Annotated in this window: 28 protein-coding genes and 1 tRNA gene; 24 read left to right on the top strand and 5 right to left on the bottom strand. The window is 64.4% G+C overall.

Translation table 11 applies throughout. From position 1 onward, the window contains the following. Positions 1-241: 241 nt before the first annotated feature. From ACOIX3_RS04760 to ACOIX3_RS04770, 3 genes are all read left to right on the top strand, one after another. Positions 242-1,381, top strand: coding sequence for a patatin-like phospholipase family protein (locus ACOIX3_RS04760; RefSeq protein WP_420968638.1), 1,140 nt, complete (start codon positions 242-244; stop codon positions 1,379-1,381). 112 nt (positions 1,382-1,493) lie between these two features. After that, positions 1,494-2,078, top strand: a complete 585-nt coding sequence (locus tag ACOIX3_RS04765) for a hypothetical protein (protein WP_420968639.1) — start codon at positions 1,494-1,496, stop codon at positions 2,076-2,078. Between the two features lie 12 nt (positions 2,079-2,090). After that, positions 2,091-3,431: a tetratricopeptide repeat-containing protein gene (locus ACOIX3_RS04770; RefSeq protein WP_420968640.1), complete on the top strand. Its 1,341-nt coding sequence runs from the start codon at positions 2,091-2,093 to the stop codon at positions 3,429-3,431. Between the two features lie 24 nt (positions 3,432-3,455). On the opposite strand, the gene ACOIX3_RS04775 is transcribed toward ACOIX3_RS04770, so the two are convergent. Then, the gene (locus ACOIX3_RS04775; protein WP_420968641.1) at positions 3,456-4,121 is read right to left on the bottom strand and encodes an O-methyltransferase; all 666 of its coding nucleotides are present in this window, start codon (positions 4,119-4,121) and stop codon (positions 3,456-3,458) included. Between the two features lie 94 nt (positions 4,122-4,215). Between ACOIX3_RS04775 and ACOIX3_RS04780 the strand changes: the two genes are divergently transcribed. Next, positions 4,216-4,848 (top strand): TetR family transcriptional regulator, encoded by a 633-nt coding sequence (locus ACOIX3_RS04780; protein WP_420968642.1) that lies wholly within the window; start codon positions 4,216-4,218, stop codon positions 4,846-4,848. Positions 4,849-5,194: 346 nt separating this feature from the next. On the opposite strand, the gene ACOIX3_RS04785 is transcribed toward ACOIX3_RS04780, so the two are convergent. Continuing rightward, positions 5,195-5,446 carry a hypothetical protein gene (locus ACOIX3_RS04785; RefSeq protein ID WP_420968643.1) on the bottom strand — a complete coding sequence of 84 codons (252 nt, stop codon included), beginning with the start codon at positions 5,444-5,446 and terminating at the stop codon, positions 5,195-5,197. Between the two features lie 534 nt (positions 5,447-5,980). Between ACOIX3_RS04785 and ACOIX3_RS04790 the strand changes: the two genes are divergently transcribed. The 15 genes from ACOIX3_RS04790 (at position 5,981) to dhaK (ending at position 19,808) form a co-directional block, all read left to right on the top strand. After that, on the top strand, positions 5,981-6,445 hold the full coding sequence (locus ACOIX3_RS04790; protein WP_420968644.1) for a RidA family protein: 465 nt from the start codon (positions 5,981-5,983) through the stop codon (positions 6,443-6,445). Positions 6,446-6,610: 165 nt separating this feature from the next. Then, positions 6,611-8,566, top strand: coding sequence for a thiamine pyrophosphate-binding protein (locus ACOIX3_RS04795; protein WP_420968645.1), 1,956 nt, complete (start codon positions 6,611-6,613; stop codon positions 8,564-8,566). 13 nt (positions 8,567-8,579) lie between these two features. After that, positions 8,580-8,966, top strand: coding sequence for a c-type cytochrome (locus tag ACOIX3_RS04800; RefSeq protein ID WP_420968647.1), 387 nt, complete (start codon positions 8,580-8,582; stop codon positions 8,964-8,966). Between the two features lie 623 nt (positions 8,967-9,589). Next, positions 9,590-10,948: an ABC transporter substrate-binding protein gene (locus tag ACOIX3_RS04805; RefSeq protein WP_092118707.1), complete on the top strand. Its 1,359-nt coding sequence runs from the start codon at positions 9,590-9,592 to the stop codon at positions 10,946-10,948. A 73-nt stretch (positions 10,949-11,021) separates the two neighbouring features. Further along, positions 11,022-11,996 carry a carbohydrate ABC transporter permease gene (locus ACOIX3_RS04810; protein ID WP_420968648.1) on the top strand — a complete coding sequence of 325 codons (975 nt, stop codon included), beginning with the start codon at positions 11,022-11,024 and terminating at the stop codon, positions 11,994-11,996. Further along, entirely contained in the window at positions 11,993-12,955 is a 963-nt protein-coding gene (locus tag ACOIX3_RS04815; protein WP_420968649.1) for a carbohydrate ABC transporter permease, read from the top strand. The genes ACOIX3_RS04810 and ACOIX3_RS04815 overlap by 4 nt, the downstream gene beginning before the upstream one ends. Then, a complete protein-coding gene (locus tag ACOIX3_RS04820) occupies positions 12,952-13,167 on the top strand; it encodes a hypothetical protein (RefSeq protein WP_420968650.1) in 216 nt (71 codons plus the stop codon). Before ACOIX3_RS04815 ends, ACOIX3_RS04820 begins: the two co-directional genes overlap by 4 nt. A 4-nt stretch (positions 13,168-13,171) precedes the next feature. After that, entirely contained in the window at positions 13,172-14,269 is a 1,098-nt protein-coding gene (locus ACOIX3_RS04825) for an ABC transporter ATP-binding protein (RefSeq protein ID WP_420968651.1), read from the top strand. Further along, positions 14,262-15,287 (top strand): ABC transporter ATP-binding protein, encoded by a 1,026-nt coding sequence (locus ACOIX3_RS04830; protein WP_420968652.1) that lies wholly within the window; start codon positions 14,262-14,264, stop codon positions 15,285-15,287. Before ACOIX3_RS04825 ends, ACOIX3_RS04830 begins: the two co-directional genes overlap by 8 nt. 21 nt (positions 15,288-15,308) lie before the next feature. Further along, the gene (gene dhaL, locus ACOIX3_RS04835) at positions 15,309-15,932 is read left to right on the top strand and encodes a dihydroxyacetone kinase subunit DhaL (protein WP_420968653.1); all 624 of its coding nucleotides are present in this window, start codon (positions 15,309-15,311) and stop codon (positions 15,930-15,932) included. Then, entirely contained in the window at positions 15,929-16,321 is a 393-nt protein-coding gene (gene dhaM, locus ACOIX3_RS04840; protein ID WP_092118687.1) for a dihydroxyacetone kinase phosphoryl donor subunit DhaM, read from the top strand. The genes dhaL and dhaM overlap by 4 nt, the downstream gene beginning before the upstream one ends. Positions 16,322-16,343: 22 nt before the next feature. Then, positions 16,344-16,655, top strand: coding sequence for an HPr family phosphocarrier protein (locus tag ACOIX3_RS04845; protein ID WP_420968654.1), 312 nt, complete (start codon positions 16,344-16,346; stop codon positions 16,653-16,655). 1 nt (position 16,656) lies between these two features. After that, positions 16,657-18,276: a phosphoenolpyruvate--protein phosphotransferase gene (gene ptsP / locus ACOIX3_RS04850; RefSeq protein WP_420968655.1), complete on the top strand. Its 1,620-nt coding sequence runs from the start codon at positions 16,657-16,659 to the stop codon at positions 18,274-18,276. Beyond that, positions 18,269-18,691, top strand: a complete 423-nt coding sequence (locus ACOIX3_RS04855; protein ID WP_420968656.1) for a hypothetical protein — start codon at positions 18,269-18,271, stop codon at positions 18,689-18,691. Before ptsP ends, ACOIX3_RS04855 begins: the two co-directional genes overlap by 8 nt. 133 nt (positions 18,692-18,824) lie before the next feature. Further along, entirely contained in the window at positions 18,825-19,808 is a 984-nt protein-coding gene (dhaK, locus tag ACOIX3_RS04860; RefSeq protein ID WP_420968657.1) for a dihydroxyacetone kinase subunit DhaK, read from the top strand. A 138-nt stretch (positions 19,809-19,946) separates the two neighbouring features. On the opposite strand, the gene ACOIX3_RS04865 is transcribed toward dhaK, so the two are convergent. Then, a tRNA-Leu gene (locus ACOIX3_RS04865) sits at positions 19,947-20,031 on the bottom strand. 159 nt (positions 20,032-20,190) lie between these two features. On the opposite strand from ACOIX3_RS04865, the gene ACOIX3_RS04870 reads away from it, so the two are divergent. Next, positions 20,191-20,763, top strand: a complete 573-nt coding sequence (locus ACOIX3_RS04870) for a disulfide bond formation protein B (RefSeq protein ID WP_420968658.1) — start codon at positions 20,191-20,193, stop codon at positions 20,761-20,763. Positions 20,764-20,800: 37 nt separating this feature from the next. On the opposite strand, the gene ACOIX3_RS04875 is transcribed toward ACOIX3_RS04870, so the two are convergent. After that, positions 20,801-20,929 carry a hypothetical protein gene (locus ACOIX3_RS04875; RefSeq protein WP_420968659.1) on the bottom strand — a complete coding sequence of 43 codons (129 nt, stop codon included), beginning with the start codon at positions 20,927-20,929 and terminating at the stop codon, positions 20,801-20,803. Between the two features lie 332 nt (positions 20,930-21,261). Between ACOIX3_RS04875 and ACOIX3_RS04880 the strand changes: the two genes are divergently transcribed. The 4 genes from ACOIX3_RS04880 (at position 21,262) to ACOIX3_RS04895 (ending at position 22,622) form a co-directional block, all read left to right on the top strand. Next, positions 21,262-21,531: a hypothetical protein gene (locus ACOIX3_RS04880; protein WP_420971975.1), complete on the top strand. Its 270-nt coding sequence runs from the start codon at positions 21,262-21,264 to the stop codon at positions 21,529-21,531. Beyond that, positions 21,524-21,820 carry a hypothetical protein gene (locus tag ACOIX3_RS04885; RefSeq protein WP_342724604.1) on the top strand — a complete coding sequence of 99 codons (297 nt, stop codon included), beginning with the start codon at positions 21,524-21,526 and terminating at the stop codon, positions 21,818-21,820. Before ACOIX3_RS04880 ends, ACOIX3_RS04885 begins: the two co-directional genes overlap by 8 nt. A gap of 37 nt (positions 21,821-21,857) precedes the next feature. Continuing rightward, entirely contained in the window at positions 21,858-22,142 is a 285-nt protein-coding gene (locus tag ACOIX3_RS04890) for a DUF1488 family protein (protein WP_420968660.1), read from the top strand. Between the two features lie 99 nt (positions 22,143-22,241). Then, on the top strand, positions 22,242-22,622 hold the full coding sequence (locus tag ACOIX3_RS04895) for a hypothetical protein (RefSeq protein WP_420968661.1): 381 nt from the start codon (positions 22,242-22,244) through the stop codon (positions 22,620-22,622). Between the two features lie 16 nt (positions 22,623-22,638). On the opposite strand, the gene ACOIX3_RS04900 is transcribed toward ACOIX3_RS04895, so the two are convergent. After that, positions 22,639-23,724 (bottom strand): AbrB family transcriptional regulator, encoded by a 1,086-nt coding sequence (locus ACOIX3_RS04900; protein WP_420968662.1) that lies wholly within the window; start codon positions 23,722-23,724, stop codon positions 22,639-22,641. Between the last annotated feature and the right edge of the window lie 257 nt (positions 23,725-23,981).

A 23,981-nucleotide genomic window follows, 5' to 3' on the forward strand; every position in this document is an offset into this window, starting at 1 on the left:
ATCTCACTATACCTTAGGGTGTGCCATGTGCAAGATACCCAGGGAACCGGCGCGCGATGCTTGTCGTGCTCCGGTGCGGACTGGCTAAAATTTTTCGAAACTCAGCCGATGTGTCGATTTGAACGCATCGCTTCATTTCATGGCCTGGCGCCGTTCGCGCCTGGATGCACGATCAATTGAGCCTTCGGCCGTGATCGGTCGGCCGTATCGAGATCAGCAAAAGTCATAGTCGGGGGCAATCATGCCGAAGACCAAGCAGCAGCATCTTGATCGTGACGCAGGACCGAAGCGGATTTTGGCGCTCGACGGTGGCGGCATTCGCGGCATTCTGACGCTCGAATACCTGGCCGCGATTGAGACGCAGTTGCGCGAGCGGTGCAAGAACAACGACCTGTTGCTGTGCGACTATTTCGATCTGATCGGCGGTACCTCGACGGGATCGATCATCGCTGCCGGGCTTGCCTGCGGCATGACTGTGGACGCCCTGAAGAAGCTCTATCGCTCGATCGGCACGGACATCTTTCAGGAATCGTTCTGGCGGCGAGGGCTGCTGGCGCCGAAATTCAATTCCGACGCCTTGCAGCGTGCGCTCGATGCGCAGCTCGGCGCCGATACGGTGCTCGGCAGCGACCACATCCGCACCGGCTTGATGATCATGACCAAGCGGCTCGACACCGGCAGTCCCTGGCCGCTGCACAACAATCCGGATGCGGTCTTTGCCAAGCAGGACAGCGCGTTGCGGCTGACCCAAGTGGTGCGCGCCAGCACCGCGGCGCCAACCTATTTCAAACCGGAGGAGATCACGATCTCGGCGCGCGACGGCCACACGGTCAGCGGCGCCTTCGTCGACGGCGGCGTCAGCCCGTTCAACGATCCGGCTCTGCAACTCCTGATGCTCGCGGCACTCCATGGCCATGGCTTTCGCTGGCATAGCGGCAAGGACAAGCTGCTGCTGATCTCGGCGGGTACCGGCGTATTTAGGGCAACCTATTCGACCGACCAGATCGTTCACATGCCGGCGGCGGAGCAGGGTGTGCGCTCGCTGCAATCGCTCATGGACGATTGCAGCCGGCACAATCACGGCATGCTGCAATGGCTGACCAATTGCCTGACACCGTGGCCGATCGATCGCGCGGTGACGGATATGATTGCGGACAGCCAGAACGGGCCGCAACTCGCGACCTATGCGCGCTACAACGTGCTGCTGGAAACGGCTTGGCTGAAGGAGAAACTCCGCATCGATCGGACGCCGGACGCGCTTGTGGAGGTCGCAGCGATGGACGACCCGAAGAACATGGACGAACTCGCCGGCATCGGACAACTCGCCGCGAAGGAGCAGGTCAAGCCGGAACATTTCCCACAGGCCTTCGATCTCACGTGATGTCGCGCGCAGCGGCGTCACAACACGCGGATCCCGGCTTCGACAAGGAATCTGGCTTCAGTTAAGTTCGTCACCTGGACACAATGATCCAATCATGAGTCGAGGTGCCGCCATGGCCACGGAACAAGACGCCAAGTCACCGAACACGGTGGTTCTCTTCAGCGGTCACATGATCGATGCGCCAGATCGAAAAACGCCACGCTTTCCCCCGGACAAGGAGCCGGCTGCGGCCGCTGCGATCGCCGACGCGCTTTCGAGGATCGGTGTCACCAAAGGTGATCTCGCCATTTGCGGCGGCGCCTGCGGTGGCGACCTGTTGTTTGCGGAAGCTGCACTCGCGCAGGCCATGCAGCTTGAAATCTATATTCCATTCGATGAACCAACGTTCCTTGCCGGCTCGGTCGATTTCGCCGGCGGCAACTGGCGCGCGCGCTATTTCGCGGCGAAATCGAAGGCCACGCTCCACGTCATGCCCGACGAACTGGGGCCGCTGCCGGCCGGCGAGAACGCCTACGAGCGCGACAATCAATGGATGCTGGAGCGGGCCGCCCGGTTTGGCGACAAGAAGCTCGCCTTCATCTGCCTGTGGAATGGCGAAGGCGGTGATGGACCCGGCGGCGCCAAGCACCTGATGGATGAGGCAGGGCGCAAGACGACGTGGGTTTACTGGTTGGATACGAGAAAATTATGGGACTGAAGGATTTGCAAGATGCCGTCGTGTTTCATGATCATGCCTTACGGTCGCAAGCCGACCCAGGCCGACCCCAAGTCTGGTCCGGCTGAGATTGACTTTAACGCGCTATGGGATCGCTGCTACGTTCCGGTCATCAAGGCGCTCAAGTATGAGCCGGTGCGCGCTGATCAGGACACCAGCGCGTTGATTATCAGCGAGATGCTGGAGCGGCTCTACTTCGCCGATCTCGTGCTGGCCGACATGACGATCCCGAACGGCAATGTGTATTACGAGGTCGGTATTCGTCATGCATCGCAGGAGACAGGGTGTGTCCTGCTCGCGGCCGACTGGTCGAAGCCGCTGTTCGATGTCGCGCAGATGCGAACCATTCGATATCCGCTGCCCGAGGGAGAGATCACCGAGGCAACCGCCACCGCCGTGCAGAGCGCGATCAAGGATCAGATCGAGGCGCGTCGTGACGGAGTTTCGCCGATGCACCAGTCGATCCCTGGCTATCCCTGCAAGGTCGATCCGGAGAAGGCGATAACCATGCGAGATCAACTCGCCGAGCAAGCCGAATTCCAGACCAAGATTCGGGCAGTGCGCGCAGCACCCAAGGCCGAGCGCATGAAGCGCGCGCAGGCGTTGGTCGCCGCGGAGGGAAATCCACCCCTAAGCTACGCGAAGGCCCTTGCTTTGTTGCTGTTGTTGCGCGACTGCGTCGATACCAAAGCGGATTGGAACGCCCTGCTCGACTACACCCGCGGGCTTCCCAAGCGCTTCGCGAACGAGCCGGAAGTACAGGAAAATCGCGCATTCGCTGTTGCCCAGGTAGGGGACGATGTTCGGGCCATCGCCGAAATCCAGACACTGATTGATCTTGCGGGGCCGACACCGGAACGCTTAGGCCTGATGGGTGGTCGCTACAAGCGTCTCTTCAAGGCTCCGACCGCCAGTGCATCCGAGCGCAAGGGAGCCCTTTCCAAGGCGATCGACTGCTATGAGCAGGGAATGGACCTTGATCTCAACGCCTATTATTGCTCCAGCAATCTGCCGCGACTCTATCGGACGCGGGGAAAAGCAGGTGATGAGGAGCGCGCGCAGACGGCCCTTCGTGCAGTTATCGCCGCCTGCGAGCGCGCCAGACGGCTGCAGATCGCCGATAGATGGTATCGCCCGACGCTGCTTGTTGCAGCATTTGACCTGGGCGAGGCCGACAAGGCCGACGACCTTGCCGAGGATGTGATTGCCGAAGGCAAGGCCAAATGGGAAGTCGATAGCGTGCTGGACGACCTCGAAACCACTGTTACACAGGTCACCGACCCTGCTAAGCGCGCGCGCTTGTCCGCCATTGTCGACAAGATCAAGACAGCCTGATCACGCGCGTCTTGCATTTTGGCGTCAGCCGAGCCGCATCGATAGCTCGACATCTTCGCCGAATGGCACGGACAAATAGCCGCTCTCCGGTGAGCGCACCCGCGCCAGATAGTCGGGGCTGTAATCGGCATTGTCGGCGACGACGAAGGCGCCGGGCTTCAGGCGGCGCTCCACGAGATCGAGGATGTCGGGGTACAGCGCCTTGGCGCCGTCGAGCAGCACGAGGTCGATCGTCTCGGGCAGATCGGTGCGCAGCGTCGTCAGCGCGTCGCCCTCGCGGATCTCGACCAGGTCATCGAGACCGCCGGCGACGAGATTGTCCCGGGCACGCGCCACCTTGGGCGGCTCGAACTCGGATGTGATCAGCCGGCCGCCGCCATTGTCGCGCAGCGCGGCGGCGAGGTGCAGCGTCGAGATGCCGAACGAGGTGCCGAACTCGACGATGTTCCGCGCCCGCGTGCCGCGCGCCAGCATGTAGAGCAGCGTGCCGGTCTCGCGAGAGACCGCGAGCGGCACGTTGTTGAAGCGGCTGTAGAGCGCGCGGTAGTCGGTCCTGCTGCGCATCAGGCCCGCCTGCTCCTCGTCGGAAAGGTCGGCCACCGCGCGCCGGGTTTCTTCCCTGGCGGCGGAAGCTTGCTTGAACAGGCGGTCGAGCAGGCCCGCGAGCTCAGGTGAAACGAGGGTGGTCATGTGGGGTCTCCGGTCAAAAAGCGGCGCATCCTTGCGCCCCGCCAGAAATACGAATAATTAGTCGCATTCGCTAATCGCATTCCCCAGGGCATTCATGACCGGACGGCGAAGCTCTTCAATTTCCTCGCGAAAACAGCCGCAACAAGCCCGCTCGGCCGAACTCGTCGCGGCGATTCTCGATGCGGCTGTTCAGGTTTTGACGAAGGAGGGCGCGCAGCGTTTCACCACAGCGCGGGTGGCCGAGCGGGCCGGCGTCAGCGTCGGCTCGCTGTACCAGTATTTTCCGAACAAGGCGTCGATCCTGTTCCGGCTGCAGAGCGACGAGTGGCGGCAGAACTCCAGCCTGCTGCGCAACATTCTCGCTGACCGTACGAGGCCGCCGTTGGAGCGGTTGCGTTCGCTGGTACACGCCTTCATCCGCTCCGAATGCGAGGAAGCCGCGGTGCGCGTCGCACTCAACGACGCCGCGCCGCTCTATCGCGACGCGCCCGAAGCGCGCGAGGTGCGGGCATCCGGCGAGCGCATCGTCGAAGTCTTCATGCGTGAGGCATTGCCAAGGACGTCGGATGCCGTGCGTGCGAAGGCCGGCGACCTCATCTCGACGACGATGAGCACGGTCGGCAAGAATTTTTCAGAAAGCCCGCGAAGTCCGGCCGAGATCGAGAGCTATGCGGACGCGATGGCCGACATGTTCTGCGCGTATCTCAGGAGTCTTGGAACGCGCTGAAGTGCGCACCGTCGATCCGGCCGTCGTTCACGTGTAGTGCTTGGCGACGAGCAGAAACCCGAGCACGCCGCCGGTCACAGCGAAAACGGCCGCGCCATTGCAGAAACTCATGTAAGCGGCCGACCAATAAGAAGCAGTCCGAGAGGCGGTCGCAACTTTCTTCGGTTTCCGAGCCAAACCAATGTAATCCTGAAAAAGGCGCCGCCACCAGGTCAACGCAGGTGACGGCGCCCGTCTGAGGGCTTCAGGGCGAAACCCCGCTTGAACGTAAGCCGCGATGATGAACGGTTCGTATACCGCTGAACGTCGCCGGCTTGCATGTTAGCAGAGGCGTTCGAGAGTTCCCTTAGAACGAAGCGTAAGCGTTTCGGAACGCGATGGCGCCGGCCAGTGAGCGCGGCCGCGTGCGCACGGCATGTCCGTCGTTGCCGCTCTGGACGATCCACTGGCCGTTCTCTTGGCCCACGATCTTGCCGACGTGATGACGCCAGACGACGATCGCGCCGACCGAAGGTCCGCCTGCATTACTGCCGTATCGCGCCCAGGATCGCGCCAGATTGTATTGCGGACCGGGATCGCTGCCGACCTGCGTGCGCATGAACCACCCGCACCACGCAGCCGGGCGGCCGGAATGTGCATGGTGTCGATGATGGTGATGACGGCCGCGAGCTTCAGCAGCAGTTGAAGCGAAGGCCAAGAGCACGGCGACAGCCGCGAGAGTTTTACGCATTACAAAGTCCTCTTGTTGTTGGCAGACCATCCTGATTTTGGGAGGGGCGCAGCGATGATCTGCGATTTGGTTGCGAAGCGACCGCACCGGCCAGGCGACGCAAAACAGAGGCGGGACATGGCCCGCCCGGGCCTTTAAGAAACGGGCTATGGCCAAAATATGGCCGCTAAATCCCGTCTGGCGGCTGAGGCATGGCCCGACATGCTCTGCGCATATCTGAAACGCCGCGCGCAGTGCTGATAACGGCAGAATTGCTCCGAGAGCATGTTCTTGGGTACCGCGTCACGCAGAACCGGGTTAACAGAAGCGCCCGGCGGCAGACGGAGCTCGCTTCGCTCAGACCAGCGTTGCTAAAGAAGCTAAGCCGCGATCCGACAGGGGCCAGTTCGCTGGCAAGCAATCGTGAACCTCGAGCAACGTCTGAACGAACTCAACATCGAGCTGCCGATTTCGGCGGCGGCCGGCGGCGCCTACGCGCCGGTCGTGGTCCATGGCGACACGATCTATGTCAGCGGTCAGCTTCCGCGCGACGGCGACAAGGTGCATGTCGTCGGCCAGGTTGGCCGTGATGTCACACTGGAAGAGGCCAGGCGGGGTGCACGGCTGGCGCTGATCCGCGGATTGGCCGCGATCAAGGCGCATCTGGGGTCGCTCGACAATGTCACGCAGATCCTGAAGCTCACCGTGTTCGTGCACAGCGCCGCGGATTTCAGCGGTCAGACCGCGGTCGCCGACGGCGCATCGGAGCTCATCATGGAGCTGTTCGGTCCGGAGCGGGGACTGCACACCAGGACGAGCGTTGGCGTCGCGCAGCTTCCGCGCAACGCATCGATCGAAGTCGAGTTGATCGCAGCGCTGGCGCGCTAGGCCGAAGCGCGTCTTCCTCTTCCCATGCCAATTTCGCGGAGCACCTCAGCCAAAAGCTGCATGCTTACGCGTCTGTGTATTGACGGCTCCCGAGCTTCGGGACGACACTGATGCCAACAAGAATGAGCTCGTAGGCATCTGGTCTAAGTTCCCGGAGAGGACACCATGTCGAAACGCAGCGACTCGCGCCGCGCAGGCGCGCTCGATCTCGGCCGCCGAAATTTCCTGAAGGGTGCAACCGTCGCCGGTGCGGCGGCGCTGGCTGCCCCAGCCGCCGCCAACACCGCGATGTCAGGGATTTCCGAACAGCGCTCCAAGGCTGCGCCCCCAGGGCCGAGGCTCGCGGCGGCCGATGCGATGCCGCCGCCGGCCGATCCGGTCAATCAGACCTCGAGCGGCGGCGACTTCATGGTCGACGTGCTCAAGACGCTCGACATTGATTACCTGGCGATGAACTGCGCCTCGAGCTTCCGCGGACTGCATGAGGCCATCATCAATCATGGCGGCAACAAGAAGCCCGAGATCATCACCTGTCCGCATGAAGAGATCGCGGTGCATATGGGCCAGGGCTACGCCAAGATCGAGGGCAAGCCGCTCGCCATGATCTGCCACGGCGTAGTCGGGCTGCAGCATGCATCGATGGCGATGTACAACGCCTGGTGCGACCGCGTCCCCGTCATCGTGATGGGCGGCAACATCATGGAGGCCGACAAGCGCGCGCCCGGCGCCGAATGGCCGCATTCGGCGATCGACCCCGCGGCGCTGACCCGCGACTTCGTCAAGTGGGACGACCAACCGGCCTCGCTGCAGCACTTCGCGGAATCGGCGCTGCGCGCCTACAAGATATCAACCACGCCGCCGATGGCGCCGGTGATGCTGTCGCTCGATCAGGAGCTGCAGGAAAACCCGATCGAGAATCGCGACCGCCTGCGCATCCCGAAATTCACCCCGGCGCTGGCGCCGCAGGGCGACGACGCAGCGCTGGCCGAGCTCGCCAAAATGCTGGTCGCGGCGGACAATCCGGTGATCCTGTGCGACCGGATGGCGCGCACGCCCGCCGGCATGCCGCGCCTGGTGGAGCTTGCGGAAACCCTGCAATGCGCCGTGATCGACAATTTCGGGCGGATGAACTTTCCTTCGCGCCACCCGCTGAACCAGTCGTTCCGCCGCTCCATCCTGTCGCAGGCCGATCTGATCCTGGCGCTGGAGGTCAACGACATCTGGGGCTCGCTCAGCGATTTCCATGATCGCATCGTGCGCACGTCTGAGCCGCGCTACAAGAAGACGGCCAAGATCGTCACGCTCGGCACCCGCGGCCTGTACATGAAGGCCAACTATCAGGATCTCGGCCGCTATCAGGAGGTCGATCTCGACATATCAGGTGATGCCGAAGCGAGCCTGCCGGCCCTGATCGAGCAGGTCAAACGGCGGGTCGACGAGGGACGCAAGGCCGCGTTCGACGCGCGCGGCAAGAAGCTCGCGGCGGCCAAGCTCGCCACCGTCGAGCAGGCGAAGCTTGACGCCACGATCGGCTGGGACGCGAGCCCGATCACCACGGCGCGGCTGTGCGCCGAGCTCTACAGCCAGATCAAGGATGAGGATTGGTCGCTGGTCGGCACCTCGATCGGCCTGTCATGGCCGCATCGCTTGTGGGATTTCACCAAGCCGTATCAATGGAACGGCGGCTCCGGCGGCGGCGGTGTCGGCTACACCCTGCCGGCTTCGCTGGGAGCCGCGCTTGCGAACAAGCGGCACGGACGGTTGACGGTTGCGATCGGCGGTGACGGCGACTTCATGTTCGTGCCGTCGACGCTCTGGACGGCCGCACACCATCAGATCCCGATGCTCTATATCGTGCACAACAACCGCGCCTATCATCAGGAATACATGTATCTGCAGGCGATGGCGGCGCGCCACGGCCGCGGCATCACCAACGCCGATATCGGCACCACGATCAAGGATCCCTTCGTCGACTATGCGCCCGTTGCCAAGGGATTCGGCGTCTATGGCGAGGGACCGATCAGCGATCCGGATGCGCTGGCGCCCGCGCTGAAGCGCGCCATCGCCATGGTCAAGAGCGGCCAGCCGGCACTGCTCGACGTCGTGATGGATCAGCGGTGAAGCGGAGATGGCGATGATGAGGACATCTGTGAAGCGTCTTGCCGCCGTCGCCGCGATCGCGGGGGCTTTCGCTACTGGCAATGTCGTTGCATCGCGCGCCGAGGACGCGCCGGCAGGCGACGCCGTCAACGGCAAGCGGCTTTATCTTGCCGACGGCTGCTTCGAATGCCACGGCCGCGCCGGGCAGGGCGGCCGCTTCAATTATCTGACGCCTGCGCTGGCGCAGATCGCGCTGCCGGTGGAGTCCTTCATTGCCTTCCTGCGCGAGGCGCCGAACGACATGCCGTCATTCTCCGCCGACGTGCTGTCGGACAAGGATGCCGCCGACATCCACGCCTATCTCAGCTCGCTGCCGGGACCGAAGGCGGCCAAGGACATTCCGCCGATCCTGAACCAGTGAGGATGTTCGCGGCGCGCCGGACCGTCTCGTCCTTGCTCTCGCGCGCTTTGGCTTCGCCGGACGCGCTTCGCCCTTGCAGCCCATGAGCGGCGGCGCCACGCGACGCAACACGCACTTGTTGATCAGGCTCCGCGATTGGCTGTGTTCGATCGCGTTCGCCTTGTTTTGACGAGGTGATGCGAAACGGGCAGGGGCGTCGGCCATCGCCTGTTTCAGATGGCGTAAGGCGACGCGGCAGGGCATTCGTCATTGCGCTGAACGTTCAGTAAAATGATCTACTAAACATCAGGCAGAGCCCAGCGCCGGGTGCTTGCCACTATCGGCATTGGTGCACTGCAGCGATTCTATCGCGGAGGATAGCGCAGCCGGCTCTTCTTGAGGCTCGCAAGAAATCGGCTTGACGGGTTCCTGAATTTAGTAATACGTTTAGTATTACAAAAACGATAAACATCGCGCATCGAGCTGATGTGTGGGAGGAGCCCCGCCATCCGGACCCCAACTTCCGGACGCGTTCAGTCTCGCTCTCCATCATCGCTCATCAACTCGGTTTCGTAGTCTCGGCGTCAATCCGGCAGGGATGCGCCGGGCGAGTTAGGTGCTTCAACGATAGGGAGGAAATGGATATGCGAAGATTGGGATGGTTACGCAGTACGGTGGCGTCCGCGGTCGTTGCGGCCGCAGCACTTGGCGGTCTCGGCGGCGGGCAAGCCGCAGCGCAAGGCAAGCAGCTCACGCTGTGCTGGGCGGCATGGGACCCGGCCAACGCGCTGGTCGAACTGGGCAAGGACTTCACCAAGCAATCCGGCATCGAGATGAAGTACGAGTTCGTCCCCTGGACGAGCTACGCCGATCGCTTCCTCAACGAACTCAACTCGCACGGTAAGCTGTGCGACCTGATCATCGGCGACAGCCAATGGATCGGCGGCGCCGCCGAGAACAAGTGGTACGTCAAGCTCAACGACTTCTTCGACAAAGAGAAGATCTCGATGGACGATTTCGTCCCGGCGACCGTCGTCGGCTACTCGCAGTGGCCGAAGAACACGCCGAACTACTGGGCGCTGCCGGCCATGGCCGATGCGGTGGGCTGGACCTACCGCAAGGACTGGTTCTCCCGGCCCGAGATTCAATCCGCGTTCAAGGCCAAGTACGGCCGCGATCTGGCGCCGCCGAAGACCTATGACGAGCTGAAGCAGATCGCCGAGTTCTTCCAGGGCCGCGAGATCGACGGCAAGAAGGTCTACGGCGCCTACATCTTCACCGAGCGCGGCTCGGAAGGCATCACGATGGGCGTGACCAACGTGCTCTACAATTACGGCTTCGCCTACGACAATCCGAAGAAGGCGTACCAGATGCAGGGCATCGTCAATTCCGCCGACGCGGCCAAGGGGCTCGAGTTCTACAAGGAGCTCTACAAGTGCTGCACGGCGCCGGGCATGACCAACGCCTACATGCAGGAAGGACTTGATGCCTTCAAGTCCGGCCAGGTCGCGATGCAGATGAACTGGTTCGCCTTCTTCCCCGGCCTCTACAAGGATCCGAATGTCGGCGGCGACAAGATCGGCTTCTTCGTCAACCCGGCAGGTCCCAAGGGGCACTTCACGCAGCTCGGCGGACAGGGCATCTCGGTGGTCGCGACCTCCGACCACAAGGACGACGCGCTCGCCTACATCAAGTGGTTCGCGCAGCCCGCCGTGCAGCAGAAGTGGTGGCAGATCGGCGGTTACTCGGCGCTCAAGGCGGTGGTCGACGCACCCGACTTCCCGAAGAGCGCGGCGTTCGCGCCGCAATTCCTGGAGTCGATGGGTATCGTGAAGGACTTCTGGGCCGAGCCGTCCTACGCGCAGCTGCTGCTCGACATGCAGAAGCGGGTGCATGACTACGTCGTGGCCGACAAGGGCACGTCACAGCAGGCGCTCGATCTCCTGGTCAAGGACTGGACCAAGGTGTTCAAGGAGCAGGGCAAGGAAGTCGCCTCGCAATAGCCCCCGCCCACCTCATCTGAACTGGATTCCCCGAGGGCCGCCTCGGGGAATCCGAACCGGCCCAGCCCTGCTGATGGACACGATGACGACGATCCTCCAACCCGATCATGCTACGATCCCAGGCGTGAGCAAGCCTGTAAAATCCCGCGCCGGGCGGCGCGTCCACGGCCTGTCGGACCGGGCTATCGCCTGGCTGTTCGTCGCGCCGACGATCGCGCTGCTGCTCGCGATCAACATCTTCCCGCTGATCTGGATGATCCGGCTGTCCTTCACCAACCTCAACCTCAGCATGTCCTATCTGCCGCTGCGGTTCGTTGGCCTCGACAATTTCAGGGACATCCTCACCGACGAGGACGTCTGGTTCCGGCTGCAGACCACGGCGCAGTTCGTGATCTCGTCGGTGGCGTTGCAGGTGGTCATAGGCTTCGGCCTGGCGCTCCTGATCAACCGTCAGTTTCGCGGCCACAGCTTCTGGACCACGATCATCCTGCTGCCGATGATGCTGTCGCCGGCGGTGGTCGGCAATTTCTGGACGCTGCTGCTGCAGCCGCAGATCGGGCCGTTCAACTATCTGATCAGCCTGTTCACCGGCGTACCGCCGAGCTCGTTCAGCATGACCGGGCAGGTGTCGCTGGCGCCGTGGACCATCGTGCTGGTCGATACCTGGATGTGGGCGCCCTACGTGATGCTGATCTGCCTCGCCGGGCTGCGCTCGATCCCCGATTACATCTATGAGGCAGCCGAAGTCGATCGCGCCTCGGCCTGGCGGCAGTTCTGGTCGATCACGCTGCCGATGACGGTGCCGTTCCTGATGCTCGCGGTGCTGTTCCGTGCGATCGAGAATTTCAAGATGTTCGACATGGTCAACCTCCTGACCTCGGGCGGGCCGGGCTCGACCACCGAGCTGGTGTCGATCTCGCTGAAGCGCGCGGCATTCGAGAAATGGCGCACCGGCTATTCCTCGGCGCTCGCCATCATCCTGTTCGTGACCGTGTTCGGCGCCGCCAACATCTACGTCAAGACGCTCAACAAGGTGAAGCAACGATGACCGCTGCCGCCACCAAATCCACCGCGCATTCGATCGTCGAGGCCTCGCCGCGTACCAAGGCGTTCGCCGGCGGCCTCGTCATCCTGTATGCCTTGATCACGATCCTGCCGCTGCTGTGGATCGTCGCCACCGCCTTCAAGTCGCAGAGCGACGCCATCGCCTATCCGCCCAAGGTGATCTTCGAGCCGACCCTCGAAGGCTATGTCAACCTGTTCACCGTGCGGACGCGCCAGACGCCCGACTTCATCGCCAAGCTGCCGCCCCCGGAAACCTGGTACGACACGCTGGTGCGCAAGCGGGACATGGTGATCGCCGGGCCGTCCAAGGTCGTGCCGCGCTTCGTCAACTCGCTGATCATCGGCTTCGGCTCGACCTTCCTCGCGGTCTTCCTCGGCACGCTCGCGGCCTACGCGTTCTCGCGCTTCCGCATTCCGCTGGCCGACGACCTGCTGTTCTTCATCCTCTCGACGCGCATGATGCCGCCGGTCGCGGTGGCGATCCCGATCTATCTGATGTACCGGCAGCTCAATCTGACCGACACGCGACTCGGCATGATCCTGCTCTATACCGCCGTGAACGTCTCGCTCGCAGTCTGGCTGCTCAAGGGCTTCATCGACGAGATTCCGCGCGAGTACGAGGAGGCGGCGCTGGTCGACGGCTATACGCGACTGCAGGCGCTGCGCAAGGTGGTGTTGCCGCAGGCCGTCACCGGGATCGCGGCGACCGCGATCTTCTGCCTGATCTTCTCCTGGAACGAGTACGCCTTCGCGGTGCTGCTGACCAGCGGCGAGGCGCAAACCATGCCGCCGTTCATCCCCTTCATCATCGGCGAGGGCGGGCAGGACTGGCCGGCGGTTGCCGCCGCGACCACGCTGTTCGTCGTTCCGATCGTCATGTTCACCGTGCTGTTGCGCAAGCATCTGCTGCGCGGCATCACCTTCGGAGCGGTGCGCAAATGAGCGGGTCTGTGGTTGCCAAGAATGGCGCAACTCGGGGTGGCGTAGCGCGCTGGTTCCGTCGCGGGCCGTGGGAGGCCATCGCGATGACCCTGATCGGAGGCGGCATCGTCATGCTGGTGCAGCCCTGGTCGATCGATCTCTACAGCTACTCGTTCGTGACGATCCTTGCCGGCACGGTCGGCTTCGTGATCGTCAGCCATTTTCCGGAATAGCGCCATGGCACAGATCCGCATCGAAAACCTGCGCAAGTCGTTCGATCAGTTCACCGCGGTGGAAGGCTCGACCTTCACGATCGACGACGGCACGTTCTTCGCGATGCTCGGGCCCTCCGGCTGCGGCAAGACCACCACCTTGCGCATGATCGCCGGCCTCGAGCTGCCGACCGAAGGCAAGATCCTGCTCGATGGCGAGGACGTCACGTTCCACCGCGCGGCCGCGCGCGATATCGCCTTCGTGTTCCAGCTGTTCGCGCTCTATCCGCACATGAATGTCGGGGAGAACATCGGCTTTCCCCTGAAGTGCCAGGGCATGGGCCGGCGCGAGATCCGCCAGCGCGTGCAGGAGACCGCGCGGATGTTGCAGATCGAGCATCTGCTGTCGAGCAAGACCTCGAAACTCTCGGGCGGCGACCGGCAGCGCGTCGCGCTCGGGCGCGCCATGGTGCGGCGGCCGAAGGCGTTCCTGATGGACGAGCCGCTGGGCGCGCTCGACGCCGAGTTTCGCCATTTGATGTGCGGCGAGCTGCGCGACCTGCACGATCGCATCAAGGCGACCACGGTCTATGTCACGCATGACCAGCTCGAGGCGATGTCGATGGCCGACCAGATCGCCGTCATGAACAAGGGACGTGTCGAGCAGATCGGCACGCCGCGGGAGGTCTATGACCGGCCCGCGAGCATGTTCGTGGCCGACTTCATCGGCTCGCCGCCGATGAACTTCCTGCGCTTCGAGGGCGGCCTGCGATCCGGCGACCGCGCGGTCAGCTTCCACGACACCCGGCTTGCGGTGCCGGAGATCCGCGAGGACCGCGCCAGCGCGCCGCTGGCGCTCGGCGTCCGTCCGGAGCATATCCGTTTCGCCGACGCGGGCGCCGTTCGCGGCGAGGTGTTCGGCGCGGAATATCTCGGCACCACGCAGATCGTCACCGTCGACACGGCCTATGGGCGGGTCGCGGCGCGACTGCCGTCCAGCGCGTCGGTGCGGATCGGTGAAACCATCGGCCTCGAATTCAATGCTGCGCGGCTGGCGTTGTTCGACATCGGCAGCGGCCTTGCGATCAGGACCGCGAGCGCGGAGGGCGTGCGCCATGGCTGACGTCACCCTGCGCAATGTCAACAAGCGCTTCGGCACGGTCGAAGCCGTCCGCGACCTCTCGCTGACGGTGAGCGACGGCGAGTTCCTGGTCCTGCTCGGGCCGAGCGGCGCCGGCAAGACCACGACGCTGCGGCTGATCACCGGACTGGAGAGCCCCGATACGGGCTCCGTGATGATCGACGGGCGCGACGTGACGCATGATCCGCCGGGCTCGCGGGATATCGCCTTCGTGTTCCAGCAATACTCGCTGTATCCGCATCTCACGGTCTACGACAATCTGGCGTTTCCGCTGCGCTCTCCGGCGCGGCGGGTGGCGGAGCCGATCATCCGCAAGCGCGTCGAACAGACCGCGGAGCTGCTGCATATCGCAAGCAAGCTGAACAACCGCGCCACCCGCCTCTCTGGAGGCGAGATGCAGCGCGTGGCGATCGGCCGCGCCCTGGTCCGCGATCCCTCGATCTATCTGATGGACGAGCCGCTGTCCTCGCTCGACGCAAAACTTCGCGCGGAGCTGCGACTCGAACTCAAGCGGATCCAGATCGAGCTCGGCGCGACCATCCTTTACGTCACCCACGATCAGGTCGAGGCGATGACGATGGCCTCGCGTATCGGCGTGATCAGGGACGGCCGGTTGCTTCAGCTCGGCACGCCCCGCGAGATCTACGAGAGCCCGTCCAGCAGCTACGTCGCCTCGCGGCTCGGCACGCCTCAGATCAATTTCCTGCCGGCTCGCCTGCTCTCCGATGTCGCGGTGCCGCTGGGGACCGAGACGGTCGGCATTCGCACCGAGCATCTTCAGCTCGCTGCGCGCAACGGCGGGCAGATGGTCGGCCGCGTGCATCGGGTCGAGCACCTCGGCGAGCAGAATCATATTCATCTGGACTATAAGGGCGAGACGCTGGTGACGCTGGCGGATCCGCATCAGCCGCTGCAGGCCGGCCAGGAGGTCGATCTGCATCTGGTGCATCCGTTGTGTTTCGACCGCGCGGGGCAGCTTATTCCTGCGGCGGTTCATTAGAGGGGCGAGAGGATCGAGGAGATGTCGGTGCCATCAGAGACATTGAAGTCGTTGGTCAAGGCGGCTGCAGAGCAGGTCATCGCCAGCGCGCCGGAGCTGACGAGCCTGGATCAGGCGATCGGCGATGGCGACCACGGGACCAACATGAAGCGCGGTTGCGAAGCCGTGCTCGGCAAGCTCGATGCGATCTCGGCGCAGCCGCTCGACGAAGCGCTGAAGATGATCGGCAAGACCCTGGTGATGACGGTCGGCGGCGCCTCGGGGCCGCTCTATGGCAGCTTCTTTCTTGCCGCGGGTGAGGCGCTGTCGCACGACAAGCATCTGCCCGAGGATCTCGCCGACGTGTTCGGCAGCGCCGTGAACGCAGTGAGCGCGCGCGGCCGCTCGCAGGTCGGCGAGAAGACGATGCTGGATGTGCTGGTTCCCGTGCTCGAGACATTGAAGACGGCGGCCGGCCAGCCGGATCTGATCGCGCGGGTGCGCAGCACCGCGAGCGAGGCGGTCGAGCGGACGGCGCCGATGCAGGCCACCAAGGGACGCGCGTCGTTCCTCGGCGCGCGCAGCGTTGGGCATGTCGATCCCGGCGCGCGGTCGAGCTGCGTGCTGGTGCAGGCGGTGTGCGCCGGCCTGGAGGCACGGGCATGACCGACACCGTGGGGATCGTGATCGTCTCGCATTCCAGCGACATCGCCAAGGGGACCGCCGACATGGTGCGGCAGATGGTCGGCAGCGAGGTCAAGGTGGCGTTCTGCGGCGGCAATCCCGACGGCGGATTGGGCACCAGCGTGCCGCTGATCATCGATGCCATCAATGACGCCTGGTCACCGAAGGGTGTCGCGGTGCTGGTCGATCTCGGCGGCGCCGAGACCAACAGCGAAATGGCGGTGGAGATGCTGGAGCCCGCGCGGCGCGATCTCGTTGTTGTCTGCAACGCGCCGATCGTCGAGGGCGCCGTGATGGCGGCGACCGAGGCGGCGGGCGGCAGCTCGCTGGCCCAGGTCAAGGCGGTGGCCGAGGAACTCTCTGCCGATTGAGATGTCGGCGAAGCGATGATGGATGATGAGTATGCTTGATAAAGCGGACGGACAGATATTCACCGGCAATGTGCGGCTGGTGCATGCGGTGGGCATGCATGCGCGCCCGGCGGTCAAGCTGACCAAGCTCGCCAAGAAGTTTGAGGCGCAGATCTCCGTGCGGGTCGCGGGTGCGCCCGAGTGGATCAATGCCAAGAGCGTGGCCAAGATCATGGCGATGCGCGCCGCGCACGGCAGCACGATCGAGATCAAGGCATCCGGCAGCGACGCCGAGGCCGCCGTCGCGGCTCTGGTCGAGCTGGTTGCCAGCGATTTTCCGGATGGAGCAGGCTAGCATGCAGGGCGGCGCTGCAGGATCGGCTTACCGCGGCAGGACCGCCTCGATCGGTTTTGCCCATGGTCCGCTGGTCCGCGTCGATGCAGGCGCGGGCGGCGAGCGGGTCGCCGGCACGCTGGTCGAGGAGGCGCTTGCGTTGCGCAGGGCGATCGATCTGGCGAGCGGGCAGATCGCCGATCTTGCCGCCAGCGCCGGCGGCGAAGCCGCGCAGATCCTCGAATTCCAGGTCGCATTGCTGGAGGATGAGGATCTGATCGAGGCGATCTTCGCGTCGATCGGCGAGGGGCGTCCGGCCGACGTCGCATGGCGCTCGACGCTCGACGAGCACATCGCGGAGTACAATGCGGCGGCGGATGAGTATCTGCAGGCGCGCTCGTCCGATCTTGCGGACCTGCGCGACCGCGTTGTCCACATCCTGCGCGGCGACGAGGGCGAGCCGCTGAAGATCCCGAGCGGAGGCGTCGTCTGTGCCGACGACCTGCCGCCGTCGCGCTTCCTGGAGATCGACTGGTCCGGCGGCGGCGGCCTGGCGCTGCTGCACGGCAGTCCGACCAGCCACGTCGCGATGCTGGCGCGGGCGCGCGGCATCCCGATGGTCGTGCAGCTCGGCGCCATTCCTCATGCCGGTGCCACGGCGCTGCTCGATGGCGAAGGCGCGACGCTGGAGCTCGATCCCAGCGCCGAGCAGGTGCGCATCTTCGAGAAGCGGCGCGAGAGCCATCGCAAGAGCAGGGCATCCGCGCGTGCGATCCTGCGGCGACCGACGGCCTCGTGGCGCGGCGAACACATCAAGCTCCTGATCAATATCCAGCGGGTCGACGACCTCGATGATGCGGATGCGCAATATGCCGACGGCATCGGCCTGATGCGGACGGAATTCCTGCTCGCCGGGCGGAGCGAGCTGCCGGATGAGGAGACCCAGTTCCAGGCCTATGATGCGGTGTTGCGCTGGGCCGGTCAGCGGCCGGTCACGATCCGCACCTTCGATGCCGGCGGCGACAAGCCGGTGCCCGGCTTTACATTCGACGGCGAGGCCAATCCGTTCCTCGGCGTGCGCGGCTTGCGGCTGTGCCTCGCACGGCCCGAGATTTTTGCCGTCCAGCTCCGCGCGCTGGCGCGCGCCGCGGTGCGCGGCAATCTCAAGGTCATGTTCCCGATGGTGACGTCGGCGGACGAGCTCGAGGCGGGACGGAAGCTGTTCGCCGACATCGTGCAGCGCTTGCAGGCGGCCGGCATTGCCGCGATGCTCCCGGAGCTCGGAATCATGGTCGAGGTTCCGGCGGCGGCCCTGGCGGTCTCGAGCTTCAAGGCGTCGTTCTTCTCGATCGGCTCGAACGATCTCGCGCAATACGTGCTGGCCTGCGATCGTTCCAACGGAGCTCTCGCCCCCCTGATGGACCCCTTGCATCCCGCAGTGCTCGAACTGATCGCGCGGACCGCCGAGCACGGCCGCCGCGCCGGCGTCAGTGTCAGCCTGTGCGGCGACATGGCGGGTGATCCGCGCTGTCTTCCCGCGCTGCTGAATTGCGGCCTGCGCGAATTGTCCGTGAACGCGTCGGCACTGGCGCAGATCAAGCAGACCATCGACCGGCTGAGCAGCGGAGGCGCTGTTGGCTGACACGGCGGCCGATGAAGCGCCCGAAGCCGGCGCGGTTGCGGTCTACAAGCGCATCTTCAAGGAAGTGCTGGAGAGCCGCCCGTCCGGCATGCGGCTGCGCCTCGCCCATGCCATCGGCAAGAACCGCAGCTTCGTCAGCCAGATCAGCAACCCGGCCTATCCGGTGCCGATCCCGGTGCAGCATCTCAACACCATCTTCGATGTCTGCCACTTTCCGCCGCAGGCGAAGACCGCCTTTTTGCGCGCCTATGCGCGCGCGCATCCGCGCCGCGTCGGCCGGCTGAGCGAAGGCTCGCACGAGCGGACGCTGACATTGCATCTGCCGGATCTCGGCAGCGCCAAGCGCAACGCCGAGCTCGACGCGCTGCTGCAGGAATTCACGCGGCGCCTGATCGGCATCATGCGGGAAAAATAGGCGAAAACGCCGAACGAAGCGTTTTCGAGCGAAGTGGATACCGGTTCGCGTGAAGAAAACGCGTCAAAACAACAACCTGGAGCTTCGTTCCGATTGATCGGAACGAAGCTTTGGACGAAGCGGGGAGGACACCATGAAGAAGTTCATCAATGCGGTTGACAATTTGCTCGGCGAAAGCCTCGACGGCTTCGCCGCAGCGCATGCCGATCTGGTCGTGCTGGGCGCCGAGCGCAAATTCGTGCGTCGCCGCGAGCTGAACGGCAGGAAGGTCGCGCTGGTCTCGGGCGGCGGCAGCGGGCATGAGCCGCTGCATGCCGGCTTCGTCGGCCACGGCATGCTGGATGCGGCCTGTCCCGGACAGGTGTTCACCTCGCCGACGCCCGACCAGATCGTCGAGGCTGCGCAGGCAGTCGCAGGCGATGCCGGAGTGCTGTTCATCGTCAAGAACTATGCGGGCGACCGCATGAATTTCGAGATGGCGGCCGAGATCGCCGAAGGCCGCACCGCCACCATCGTGACCGACGACGACGTCGCGGTCGAGAAATCGACCTACAGCATCGGGCGCCGCGGCGTCGCCGGCACATTGATCGTCGAGAAGATCGTCGGCGCTGCCGCCGAGAAGGGCGCCGATCTCAAGACCTGCGTGGCGCTCGGCGAGCGTGTCAACGCGCGGACGCGTTCGATGGGCGTGGCGTTGACCAGCTGCACCGTCCCGGCCGCGGGTACACCGACCTTCGCGCTCGGCGCGGACGAGATGGAGATGGGCGTCGGCATCCACGGCGAGCCGGGCCGCCGCCGCGTCAAGCTTGCGGAGGCCGACGCGATCGCATCGGAAATGACGACCGCCATTGCCGACGATCTCGCTGCGCCCGCAGGCTCGGAGGCGCTGCTGCTGGTCAACGGCTTCGGCGGCACCCCGACGATCGAACTCTATCTGATGTACAACGCCGCGCGCCGCATGCTCGAGAGCCGCGGCCTGCGCATCGCGCGCTCGCTGGTCGGCAGCTACGTCACCTCGCTGGATATGGCCGGCTGCTCGCTCACCGTCAGCCTGCTCGATGCCGAGACGTCGGCGCTGTGGGACGATCCGGTGCGCACGGCCGCATTGAAATGGTGATTGCGGCCGGTGTTATCGGCATGGGGCTTCGTTGAGCCAGTCCGCCTTCGCCAAGGCTTCGGCGGGACAGCCTTCGCCGCTTCGCATCGATAGAATCGCGTCTGGCTTGCCAAGCCGTAGCTGCGAAGCAGCGAAGGCTGGTGCCCCTGGCCGGAATCGAACCAGCACTCCTTGCGGAACTCGATTTTGAGTCGAGCGCGTCTACCAGTTCCGCCACAGGGGCATTCGCGGTGGTCCAAGCCGAAACGGGGCCGGGGTCGCGAAGCGCGGCGGACTATAGCGGGCGGCCCGTCACGGTCAACCCGCGCGGATGTGATTGTCCCGCGCCTCGACAGCGGTATTTTCACGCGATACGACCCGGGTTGAGCATCGAGCAGGGGCCATGACCCTGCCGAACGATGCTCGCAGGAGGACTGCCGTGACGCTCGCCACCGCCCATCCGTCGGATGCTTCCGCCACCGGCAATCCGGCACTGACCTCGGCGCTGGCGATTGCCGTGATCGCGGCGGCAACGCTGGCCGGCGCCTGGTTCTTCCAGCTGGTGCTGGAGATCATGCCCTGTCCGCTCTGCCTGGAGCAGCGCTATGCCTATTACCTCGCGGTCCCGCTCGGCGCCGTGGTGGCGCTCGCGGCCGCCCGTGGCGCGGCGCGCCCGGTGCTGCTCGCGGGCCTTGTGATCCTCGGCCTCGCTACGCTCGCCAATGCCGGGCTCGGCGCCTATCACGCCGGGGTCGAATGGGGGTTTTGGCAGGGGCCGACCGACTGCACCGGCCCGATGGTGGATTTCGGCAAGGCCGGCTCGCTGCTCGATCAGCTCGACAAGGTCAAGGTGGTCCGCTGCGATGAGGTGCAGTGGCGCTTCCTCGGCATCTCGCTCGCCGGCTACAACGTGCTGATCTCGCTCTTGATGGCCGCGATCGCCGGCTGGGGCGTGGCGAAGGCAGCCAAGGTCTGACTGAGTGGCCTGATTTGCAGGCCTCGTCTCAATCGATCTATTTCTTCTTCCCCGGCGTGAAGCTCGGCTGTCCGCCCTTCAGGCTGGGTGCCGCGGCGATCACCTTGATCTTCTCCTTCTTGGGTTTCTTGGTTTCCCGGTTGCCGTGTCGCTCGCCTTTGGACATGTCGGTCTCCCTCTGTCTCTCGAGATCATCGGCTCGGTCAGAGCCTGCCCTCCGGAGCAGTCCCGAACGTCGACGTGGATTTGCTTTGCCGGAAGTGATGATGATCGACCGTAGGCCGATCGCACCGGAATAGCGAGCGCCAAAGCGGTCTGCGGCGCACTGTGGCAACAACACGCAGGATGCTGTGAGAAGCGGTCTTTGCCCCGCGTTCGGCGAGAAAGCCAGGAACACCAGGAAAACCAATAAGAAAGCATTGGCTATTGCTGCCGAAGCGGCGCATGCTGCCACTGGGGCCGCGCACCGGCGCAAGGCGTTTCGCAAAAGGCTGGCCCATGACCATGCGCTCCCGACGTGAAATCGTCACCTTCCAGCATCCATTCCGGATCAGAGGCATCGATCGTGAATTGCCCGCAGGCGCCTATGACGTCATCACCGATGAAGAGGCGATCGAAGGGCTCTCATTCGCGGTGTTCCGCCGTGTCGCCACGATGATCATCGTCCCGGCACAAGGCTCGCGCGGATTGACGACGGAGATGGTGTCGATCGGCTCGGTCGATCTGGCGGACGCCCAGCGTATCGACGCGAGCGCATCCAATGACTGACGAACCGCTCGACCTCGATCGCCGCCGCGGTATGGCAGCCCAGAAAGCCACCGATATTCGCCGTGCGCTGGCGGAAATCGAGACCCATGCGAGGGATCTGCGCGAACGGCAGGCCTCACTCGAGACCGGACTGCTGGCGGTACCTGCGACGTCGTGGCCGGAGGTGGCCGCCAAGGCGCGCTACGTTCTGAATCTGTACGCCGCGAGCCTGCCGCCGGAGGATACAAGGCATCGCGATCTGGTCACGGCAATTCTCGAGGACTTTGTCCGACTCACCGAGCCGCGATGAACCAGAACCACTTCGCGGCTTTGAAGGAGCTGGTCACATGACGCTTACCCAGGGTCGCTTCATCAGCTACGAATACGACCGGATGGTCGTGCTGTTTTCGATGCATGACGACGAGAAGGAGATCCATTGCGCGATCTCGACCTCTGCCATGGATGAACTGGAAGGCGGGGTGCTCGGGCGCGCGGGCCACCGCGAGACTCAGTTCATGCGGCTGCGCGAGCGCATCGAGGCCTGCGCCGATGGCAAGTACCAGGCGAAGGAGTTCGAGGGGGCGCCGCCCCGGATCATCCTGCGCAGCATCGATTTCCGGAAGCCAAGGTAGAGGATTCCCTGTGCGAAGGCCCTGACGCGCGTGTCAGGTGTTTCAAGGTGGAGGCTATCCCGCCTTCACCGTTCCCGATCATGCGCGACAGACGAGCCTATGCTGATCATCGTGCACCGCGTCCCCGTCGAATTGTTGCTGTTGGCCAATGAGACGTTGTTACGCCTCAAGAGCCGGCGCAATCTCGTCGCCACGCTGATGAGCGAGCAGCGCCCGAGATATACGATCTCCGAGATCCATGGTGCGAGCAGCCGGCTGACCGCGCTATGGCGCGCAGTGGCCAGGGAGCGGCTCGAGGAGTGGAGCGAAGCACAGCCCGATTCGGTCTATGCCCAGATCACCGGGCCGTTGTGGCACGCCGCAGCCGTCGCGAAACTACAAATGGACCGGGACGAGGAGCTATGGTTCGATCCCGGCGAACTGACAGCGTTGGCGCGATCGTTTCGCGATCAGCCGGACCAGTCAGTGTCTGAAGTGTGATCCGGAACCTGATCACCTAATCGTCGACGTCGTCCTGCGGCCGTCCGAACAGGTGGATGATGCCCGGCGTCGAGATGGTGACGAACAGGAAGCGCGACAGATGATGCGCGCCGACGAAGATCGGGTCGATGTGCAGCGTCAGCGCCAGCGCCAGCATCGCGTCCATTGCGCCGGGGGCGAAGGCGACCACGACGTCGGCGAGCCGCACATGGGTGGTGAAGCCGATCACCGCGACGAACACGGCCGAGATTGCGATCGCGATCGCAAACGAGCCGAGCCCGGCATTGACGTGACTCAGCAGGGTCGAGGTCTTCATCCGCGCAAACCGGGTGCCGATCAGCGCGCCGATGCCGACCAGCGCGATGTTGCGCAGCCAGGGCGGCAGGCCGCCATCGACCAGGCCCGAGCCGTGCAGCAGGCTGGAGGCGAGCATCGCGCCGAACATCCAGCTGGCGGGAAATTTGATCCAGCGCAGCAGCAGCGAGACGCCGATCGACCCGGCGACCAGGGCGACAAGGCCGAACGGCGAGGCCACTGTCGTCGGCAATGGCGGCGGCGCCGCGTGCGTCACCCCGGTCAACGCCAGCACCAGCGGCAGCGCCGCGGTCAGGATGATGACGCGCATGGTCTGCACCACGGCGATCGCCGCGACGTCGGCGCCCTTTTCCGCGGCGAGGATCGTGATCTGCGAGAGCGCGCCGGGGCTGCCGGCGAGGAAGGCCGAGGTCTGGTCCCAGCCATGCATGCGCTGCAGATAGACGCTCGATCCGAAGGTCGAGCAGAACGTCGCCAGCGCCAGCAGCGCGATGGTGAGCGGATAGGAACTCATGTGCTGCAGCAATTGCTGCGACATCAGCGAGCCCAGCGAGATGCCGAGCAGCAGCAGCACCGATTGCGTCAGCACCGGCGGCACCGCGAGCGGCCGTCCGGCCAGTGCGGCGATCGCGACCGCGCACATCGCACCCGAGATCAGCCCGCCCGGCAATCCCGCCCATAAAAACAGCAAGCCGCCGGCGGCGCCGATGACGAGTGTCTCGAGCCCGTTCAGAACTTTGCTGCGGTCGGGAATGGCGGTCGCCATCGAAGCGCGGATCAGGGTCACGCCGCCTTATGGCAAATTCGCAACCACGCGACAATTGCATCTCGCGATTGCAGCATTGCGAATGAAAAAGCGGCCGCGTCTTCCCTTACCCTCCCCTGGAGGGGAGGGTCGCTTCGCATGAAGCGAAGCGCAATGCGAAGCGGGGTGGGGTGATCTCTCAACACGGGCAGCGCCCGCCGTGAGAGACCGTCACCCCACCCCGCCGCTCATTTCATTCGCGTCGACCCAAGAGCGAGCTTCGCTCGTCTCGCCCCCCC

Source organism: Bradyrhizobium sp. B120, from assembly GCF_049075665.1.
In the GTDB taxonomy this organism is placed as follows: Bacteria; Pseudomonadota; Alphaproteobacteria; order Rhizobiales; family Xanthobacteraceae; genus Bradyrhizobium.

Coding starts and splice junctions, on each gene's coding strand:
- ACOIX3_RS04775 (WP_420968641.1), bottom strand. CDS start 4,121: ATGACCACCCTCGTTTCACCTGAGCTCGCGGGCCTGCTCGACCGCCTG.
- ACOIX3_RS04845 (WP_420968654.1), top strand. CDS start 16,344: ATGATGAGTATGCTTGATAAAGCGGACGGACAGATATTCACCGGCAAT.
- ACOIX3_RS04795 (WP_420968645.1), top strand. CDS start 6,611: ATGTCGAAACGCAGCGACTCGCGCCGCGCAGGCGCGCTCGATCTCGGC.
- ACOIX3_RS04820 (WP_420968650.1), top strand. CDS start 12,952: ATGAGCGGGTCTGTGGTTGCCAAGAATGGCGCAACTCGGGGTGGCGTA.
- ACOIX3_RS04760 (WP_420968638.1), top strand. CDS start 242: ATGCCGAAGACCAAGCAGCAGCATCTTGATCGTGACGCAGGACCGAAG.
- dhaM (WP_092118687.1), top strand. CDS start 15,929: ATGACCGACACCGTGGGGATCGTGATCGTCTCGCATTCCAGCGACATC.
- ACOIX3_RS04830 (WP_420968652.1), top strand. CDS start 14,262: ATGGCTGACGTCACCCTGCGCAATGTCAACAAGCGCTTCGGCACGGTC.
- ACOIX3_RS04785 (WP_420968643.1), bottom strand. CDS start 5,446: ATGCGCACGCAGGTCGGCAGCGATCCCGGTCCGCAATACAATCTGGCG.
- ACOIX3_RS04805 (WP_092118707.1), top strand. CDS start 9,590: ATGCGAAGATTGGGATGGTTACGCAGTACGGTGGCGTCCGCGGTCGTT.
- dhaL (WP_420968653.1), top strand. CDS start 15,309: ATGTCGGTGCCATCAGAGACATTGAAGTCGTTGGTCAAGGCGGCTGCA.
- ACOIX3_RS04765 (WP_420968639.1), top strand. CDS start 1,494: ATGGCCACGGAACAAGACGCCAAGTCACCGAACACGGTGGTTCTCTTC.
- ACOIX3_RS04880 (WP_420971975.1), top strand. CDS start 21,262: ATGACCATGCGCTCCCGACGTGAAATCGTCACCTTCCAGCATCCATTC.
- dhaK (WP_420968657.1), top strand. CDS start 18,825: ATGAAGAAGTTCATCAATGCGGTTGACAATTTGCTCGGCGAAAGCCTC.
- ACOIX3_RS04885 (WP_342724604.1), top strand. CDS start 21,524: ATGACTGACGAACCGCTCGACCTCGATCGCCGCCGCGGTATGGCAGCC.
- ACOIX3_RS04780 (WP_420968642.1), top strand. CDS start 4,216: ATGACCGGACGGCGAAGCTCTTCAATTTCCTCGCGAAAACAGCCGCAA.
- ACOIX3_RS04810 (WP_420968648.1), top strand. CDS start 11,022: ATGGACACGATGACGACGATCCTCCAACCCGATCATGCTACGATCCCA.
- ACOIX3_RS04770 (WP_420968640.1), top strand. CDS start 2,091: ATGCCGTCGTGTTTCATGATCATGCCTTACGGTCGCAAGCCGACCCAG.
- ptsP (WP_420968655.1), top strand. CDS start 16,657: ATGCAGGGCGGCGCTGCAGGATCGGCTTACCGCGGCAGGACCGCCTCG.
- ACOIX3_RS04825 (WP_420968651.1), top strand. CDS start 13,172: ATGGCACAGATCCGCATCGAAAACCTGCGCAAGTCGTTCGATCAGTTC.
- ACOIX3_RS04875 (WP_420968659.1), bottom strand. CDS start 20,929: ATGTCCAAAGGCGAGCGACACGGCAACCGGGAAACCAAGAAACCCAAG.
- ACOIX3_RS04870 (WP_420968658.1), top strand. CDS start 20,191: ATGACCCTGCCGAACGATGCTCGCAGGAGGACTGCCGTGACGCTCGCC.
- ACOIX3_RS04800 (WP_420968647.1), top strand. CDS start 8,580: ATGATGAGGACATCTGTGAAGCGTCTTGCCGCCGTCGCCGCGATCGCG.
- ACOIX3_RS04815 (WP_420968649.1), top strand. CDS start 11,993: ATGACCGCTGCCGCCACCAAATCCACCGCGCATTCGATCGTCGAGGCC.
- ACOIX3_RS04890 (WP_420968660.1), top strand. CDS start 21,858: ATGACGCTTACCCAGGGTCGCTTCATCAGCTACGAATACGACCGGATG.
- ACOIX3_RS04895 (WP_420968661.1), top strand. CDS start 22,242: ATGCTGATCATCGTGCACCGCGTCCCCGTCGAATTGTTGCTGTTGGCC.